Source organism: Cyanobium sp. BA20m-p-22, assembly GCF_024346275.1.
Taxonomy (GTDB): Bacteria; Cyanobacteriota; Cyanobacteriia; order PCC-6307; family Cyanobiaceae; genus Cyanobium_A.
Map to the genome: position 1 here is coordinate 1 of NZ_JAGQCQ010000252.1, position 5,644 is coordinate 5,644.

The window sequence follows — 5,644 nt, forward strand, 5'->3', positions numbered from 1 at the left end:
CCTGGGCCATCCCCGATGCCCTGGTGCTGGAGCTGCTTGCCAGCGAGCCGTCCTTCGCGCAGTGGTGCGGCCAGCAGCTCTTCAGTGCCGAGCTGCTGGCCCTGGTGGAGCAGCTGCTGGCGGAGCACCCCCGGCAGGGCGTGAGTGTGCTGACGGAGATGGAACGGTTGCGACCCCTCGCCCGGCTGATTGAACCAGAGCCGCGGGTGCTTGCCCAGTTTCCGTCCGATTTGGTGTTGCTGGTCGCCAGTCACAACCTGCCCGACCACCCGCTGGGCTCGCGGCTCGATCCTGCCTCCGGACCTCCAAAGGCCACCCCCCCCCTGCTAGCCCGCCTGATCGGGGTGCCTCTGGATTGGTATTGCCTGCTGGATGACAGACCTGCAGCCGACCAGGATGGTCGAGCTGTATCCAACGACCCACCGGATACTGCCCCCCTGGCGGTGGCCGGCACCGCGCCCCTGGCTTCGGGACTGGAGCTGGGCCAGCGCGACCGGCCCGTTCTGCAGCTGCTGCGGGGCAATGGCCCTTTGGAGGAGACCCTGGCCTGCTTCCAGATGCTGGCAGCCGAGCTGAAGCTGCCCTTCCGCCGCGACTCAATCGAGAAGATCCTGCGGGATGTGTTGCGGCGCGGCCAGACGCCAGACCTGCAGCTCTGCGGCAATATCGGCGCGATGATGGGGCTGCATGTCAGCGGCCTGCGGGTGCCGGCCAGCCAGGGCACCCGGCTGCAAACCCCTGCCCTGGTGCCCTGGCAGGGGGGCTTTGCGGTGGTGCGGGCAGCCAATGCACGGGGGTTGGTGCTGGCCTCACCGCGGGATGGCTGGGTGGAGCTCAGCCCCGACCAGTTGGAGGAGGCGTTTCCTGAGGGGATTGAGCTGCTGCTGCTGGAGCGCAGCTCGGCCACCCCCGAGCAGCGTTTTGGTTTTGCCTGGTTCTGGCCGGCCCTGCAGCGCTACCGCGGCATCTTGACCCAGGTGCTGATCGCTTCTTTTGTGGTGCAGCTGTTCAGCCTGGCCAACCCCCTGCTGATCCAGGTGATCATCGACAAGGTGATCAACCAGCGCAGTCTCGACACCCTGCAGGTGCTGGGTTTTGCCCTGGTGGTGGTGACCCTGATGGAGGGGCTGATCGGCGCCCTGCGCACCTTCCTGTTCAGTGAAACCACCAACCGGATCGACATGCGGCTGGGCGCCGAGGTGATCGACCACCTGCTGCGACTGCCGCTCAACTATTTCGATCGCAGGCCCGTGGGCGAACTCGGCAGCCGCATCGCCGAGCTGGAGAAGATCCGCAATTTCCTCACCGGCCAGGCCCTCACCACCCTGCTCGATACGGCCTTCTCGGTGATCTATATCGCCGTGATGCTGATCTACAGCTGGCTGCTCACCCTGATCGCCCTGTGTGTGTTGCCGATCCAGATCGGGCTCACCGTGCTCGGGGCACCGCTTTTTCGGCGTCAATACCGCGATGCGGCCCAGGAGAACGCCCGCACCCAGAGCCATCTGGTGGAGGTGCTTACCGGCATCCAGACGGTGAAGGCCCAGAACGTAGAGATGATCAGCCGCTGGAAATGGCAAGACCTCTACGGCAAGTACATCTCCCGCAGCTTTGAAAAAACCATCACCGGTACGGCCCTTACCGAAACCTCCCAGGTGCTGCAGAAGCTCTCCCAGCTGCTGGTGCTCTGGGTGGGGGCCTCCCTGGTGCTCTCGGGGGAGCTGACCCTGGGCCAGCTGATTGCCTTCCGGATCATCTCGGGTTATGTCACCCAGCCGTTGCTGCGGCTCTCCTCGATTTGGCAGAGCATCCAGGAGCTCAAGGTGTCGTTTGAGCGGCTGGCTGATGTGGTTGATACCCCGGAGGAATCAAACGAGGCCGACAAGCAGAAGATTCCCCTGCCGCCGATCGCCGGTGAGGTGTGCTTTGAGGACCTCTGCTTTTCCTTCACCCCCGGCGGCGCCCAGGTGCTTAACCACATCAGGCTCACCATTCCCGCAGGCACCTTTGTGGGGGTGGTGGGGCAGAGCGGCAGCGGCAAGAGCACCCTCACCAAGATGCTGGCCCGGCTCTACTCACCCAACAGTGGCCGCGTCCTGATCGACCACTACGACATCGATAAGGTCGAGCTCTATTCGCTGCGACGCCAGATCGGCATCGTGCCGCAGGAGCCCCTGCTGTTTGCCGGCACGGTGGCGGAAAACATCGCCCTCACCGATCCCGATGCCAGCAGTGATTCGATCGTGCAGGCGGCCCGACTGGCCTGCGCCCACGACTTCATCATGGAGTTGCCGGCCGGCTACAGCAGCAATGTGGGCGAGCGTGGTGCCGGGCTGTCCGGCGGTCAGCGGCAGCGGCTGGCCCTGGCCCGCACCCTGCTCAGCCAGCCGCGGCTGCTGGTGCTAGATGAGGCCACCAGCGCCCTCGACTACGACACCGAGCGGCGGGTCTGCGACAACTTGCTCGACAACCTCCAGCACTGCACGGTCTTCTTCATCACCCACCGGCTCACGACCATCCGCCGCGCCCAGCTGATCGTGATGCTGCACGAAGGAGCGGTTGTGGAGACGGGCACCCACGCCGAGCTGATGGAGCGGCGTGGCCGCTACTACGCCCTCTATCGCCAGCAGGAGGACAGCTAATGGCAAACGTGAACCGTTCCGGAGGCCCCATCCGCCGGGCCCAGAATGCCATTGAGCGGCGGGTGCAGACCAGCCACGAGGAGATGGGGCTGCAGCAGTCGCGCTTTTTGGCCCGCGCCATCACCTGGGCCCTGCTGGGCACCACGGCGGCTGGTTTGGCCTGGCTGGCCTTGGCCCAAACCGATGAGGTGGTGATGGCTACGGGCAAGCTTCAGCCGATCGGCGATGTCAAGACAATTCAGATGCCGGTGGGTGGGGTGCTGGAGACGATGCTGGTGAAAGATGGCCAGCGGGTAAGCAAGGGGCAGGTGCTGCTACGCCTCGACAACGAGGCCACCCTTGATCGGCAGCAGAGTCTGCGCGCCACGATTGCAGCCAAGCGCTCCCAGCTGCGGCTCAAGGAAGTGGAGATGGCGCGCTACTTGAACCTCAACGACACCGAACAGGCCCTGACCCGCCAAAACCTGGTGCTCGAAACAGAGATCCTGGAGCGACTGGAGGGGCTTAAGGCCGTCGGTGCATCTGCTGAGTTGCAGTACCTGCAGCAGCGCAACAAGGTGCAGGAAGTGACCGGTGAGCTCTCCAAGCTGAAGGTAGACCGGCTGCGCCAGATTGCGATCCTGGAGCAGGCAGTTGAGCAACTCAGGGGCGACCTGGCAGACCTCGGCAGCAAGCTCACCGAACTACGAGTGAACATTCGCTATCAGGATGTGCGCTCCCCGGCTAATGGGGTGGTCTTTGATCTCAAACCCACCGGCCCGGGCTTTGTCGCCCAGGGCAGCGAGCCGGTAATGAAGGTGGTGCCCTTTGATGCCCTACAGGCCAAGGTGGAGATCGAGAGCAGCGATATCGGCTTTGTGCAGGTGGGCCGGCCGGCAGAGATCAGCATTGACTCCTTTCCCGCCACCGATTTCGGCGTGCTGCTGGGCACGGTGAAGGGAATCGGCTCGGACGCCCTGCCCCCCGATGAGCGCCACCAGACCTACCGCTTCCCTGCCACGATCAGCCTCGATAGCCAGCAGCTAAAGCTCAAATCCGGCCGCAGCCTGCCGTTGCAGGTGGGGATGTCACTGAGCGCCAACATCAAGCTGCGCAAGGTCACCTATCTGCAGCTGCTGCTGGGTGAATTCAAGAGCAAGACCGATTCACTCAAGCGGCTTTGATCAACCAATCAGGATGCTGCTTGGATCAAAAGTGAAACCAGCTCGATTGGCCCCGCCGTTGAACTGAATAATGGTTAGCCAGTCAGAGCAATTTGAATTGCTTCGTGGATCGGTTGGCGAATGGAAGTATGCCGCTCACAAAAATACAGAGCCAATCGGAGAAGTTGCGCCAAGGCCAGGAAGAGCGCCCGAATAGTCCGTGATGTTGATCATCAAGTCGTTGGTTGTATTGAGTGATGCAGTGCTGTCATTGATAAGCAGGTAGGCGCCAGCAATGGCGGCGTTGGTTGCTATGACCAGAACGGCGGAGTTGGCGGAAAGGGCCTGATTGCCTGTGAGAGCACCGTTGGCGTCAGAGAAGGCAGCGGCTGCTAGTGCGGAGAGTGTTGAGGCTGAACTGTTGTTTGTAGCTCGAGTGAAGGCCACAGGAGCAGGTAATGCGCCACCTGTAGAGGAGAAAAGATCTATTTTGTCAGTGCCGAACTGACAATCGGTGTTACGATCAGGTGTTGTGACGGATGACTGAGTATATCCAAAGCCAAAGGTATTAGTCCCGGATCCGCCGGTAAGGGTGTCTCGGCCTCCTTTGCCATCAATGAATTCGGAGAATGTGGTGCCGGTGACAGCGGCGGTGGTGCCAATGGTGTAACCGGTTCCAGTGGCAAGGGTGAGGGAAACAGTTTCATCCGATTCGGCCGTGTTGTCATCACTGGGATCAACCGTGACGATAGCTGTGGCTGCAACTTCCGCGAAGGCCACCGTCTTTGTAGAAGGTGTGGCGGGAATACCTGTGTAATCGGTGCCGAGGGTGGCGGTGCCGCCAGGATGGAACTAGATAATTACAAAGCTCGGCTACTCCATAATGTCTTCAAGTGGCTCACTAAAGCAGATGAATTTAGCTTCACGATAACTGTGGTGCCTGAGTGGAAGGCTTTATCCCCCAGTGCCAATCAGGAAGTGGGGAAGGTGATTGCTCATATCTTAGGAACCTCCATTTGAAGGCTATGGCCAACCTTTGCGACATCGACTGCAGGATGTCGTTGCCCGAGCTCATAATTCTCCGCCCTCGCGGTGGAAATCGCGGTAGGTATTAGCGGCTTTTGACGCAATAGCCGCCGAAGCTGCAATACCCCAGCGGGCCGCTTTAAAGCTGCAAACTTCCGCCATTGCCAGAAGATTTCTACTGGGTGCGGCCGCATTGGTGTCACTGGCGTGGCCCGCAGCAGCTAGAGGTGACCAACGCCATCAAGACCACCGGTCGCTAAGGCCGCATGATGGCCGAGCTGATCCGTAAGCCCTGGATCCTGCTGGGGCCTAAGGGCAGGATCCTGAGGCCTACCGAAGCACTGGAACGCCGTCGCCTCCGACCAGCCTGCCCGGTATTATTCTATGCAGCTGGGCATCGATAGGCTCGAGTGGGTGGGCGTGCTTAAGGACTTCCAAACCCGCATCTCCGATAAAATCATTAGAACTCCCAGCTCGTATCCGCACGACGGTAGGAGATCAATCTCGACATCCCTGCCGCATTTCACCCTTATCTGACCCGATCCGATCGGTGGCTGATGTGCGTGGCATCGCCCGCAGCGGGAACGGCTGAGGGCGATTGTGGTGGTTGTGGATGGGAGGGGGCCCGATGTCTCCTGAGGAGGGCCTCAAATTTCAACTCAGCGCACCCAGATTTACCCGCCTAAGAAGCCATTTTGATTGAGATCGGCGTTGAGAGCGGATTCAGCGGCGTAGAGCTCAGGCGTGGACAGGATGGCGCTGCTTGTCAGCGCTCCTGTGGGGTTGATAGCCCAGCGTGCGAACTGGCTGGTGACGGCATTGCTCCAGTAGAGG

The 5,644-nt window shown here is 61.3% G+C and carries 3 protein-coding genes; 2 read left to right on the plus strand and 1 reads right to left on the minus strand.

Going from position 1 to position 5,644, the window contains the following annotated elements; translation table 11 throughout:
- The first annotated feature begins 8 nt into the window (after positions 1 to 8).
- Both KBZ15_RS17265 and KBZ15_RS17270 read left to right on the plus strand, forming a co-directional pair.
- Positions 9 to 2,642, plus strand: coding sequence for a peptidase domain-containing ABC transporter (locus KBZ15_RS17265; protein ID WP_255016464.1), 2,634 nt, complete (start codon positions 9 to 11; stop codon positions 2,640 to 2,642).
- A complete protein-coding gene (locus tag KBZ15_RS17270) occupies positions 2,642 to 3,805 on the plus strand; it encodes an HlyD family secretion protein (RefSeq protein ID WP_255016462.1) in 1,164 nt (387 codons plus the stop codon). Before KBZ15_RS17265 ends, KBZ15_RS17270 begins: the two co-directional genes overlap by 1 nt.
- A 135-nt stretch (positions 3,806 to 3,940) precedes the next feature.
- On the opposite strand, the gene KBZ15_RS17275 is transcribed toward KBZ15_RS17270, so the two are convergent.
- Entirely contained in the window at positions 3,941 to 4,564 is a 624-nt protein-coding gene (locus tag KBZ15_RS17275; RefSeq protein WP_255016463.1) for a bluetail domain-containing putative surface protein, read from the minus strand.
- Positions 4,565 to 5,644 lie beyond the last annotated feature (1,080 nt).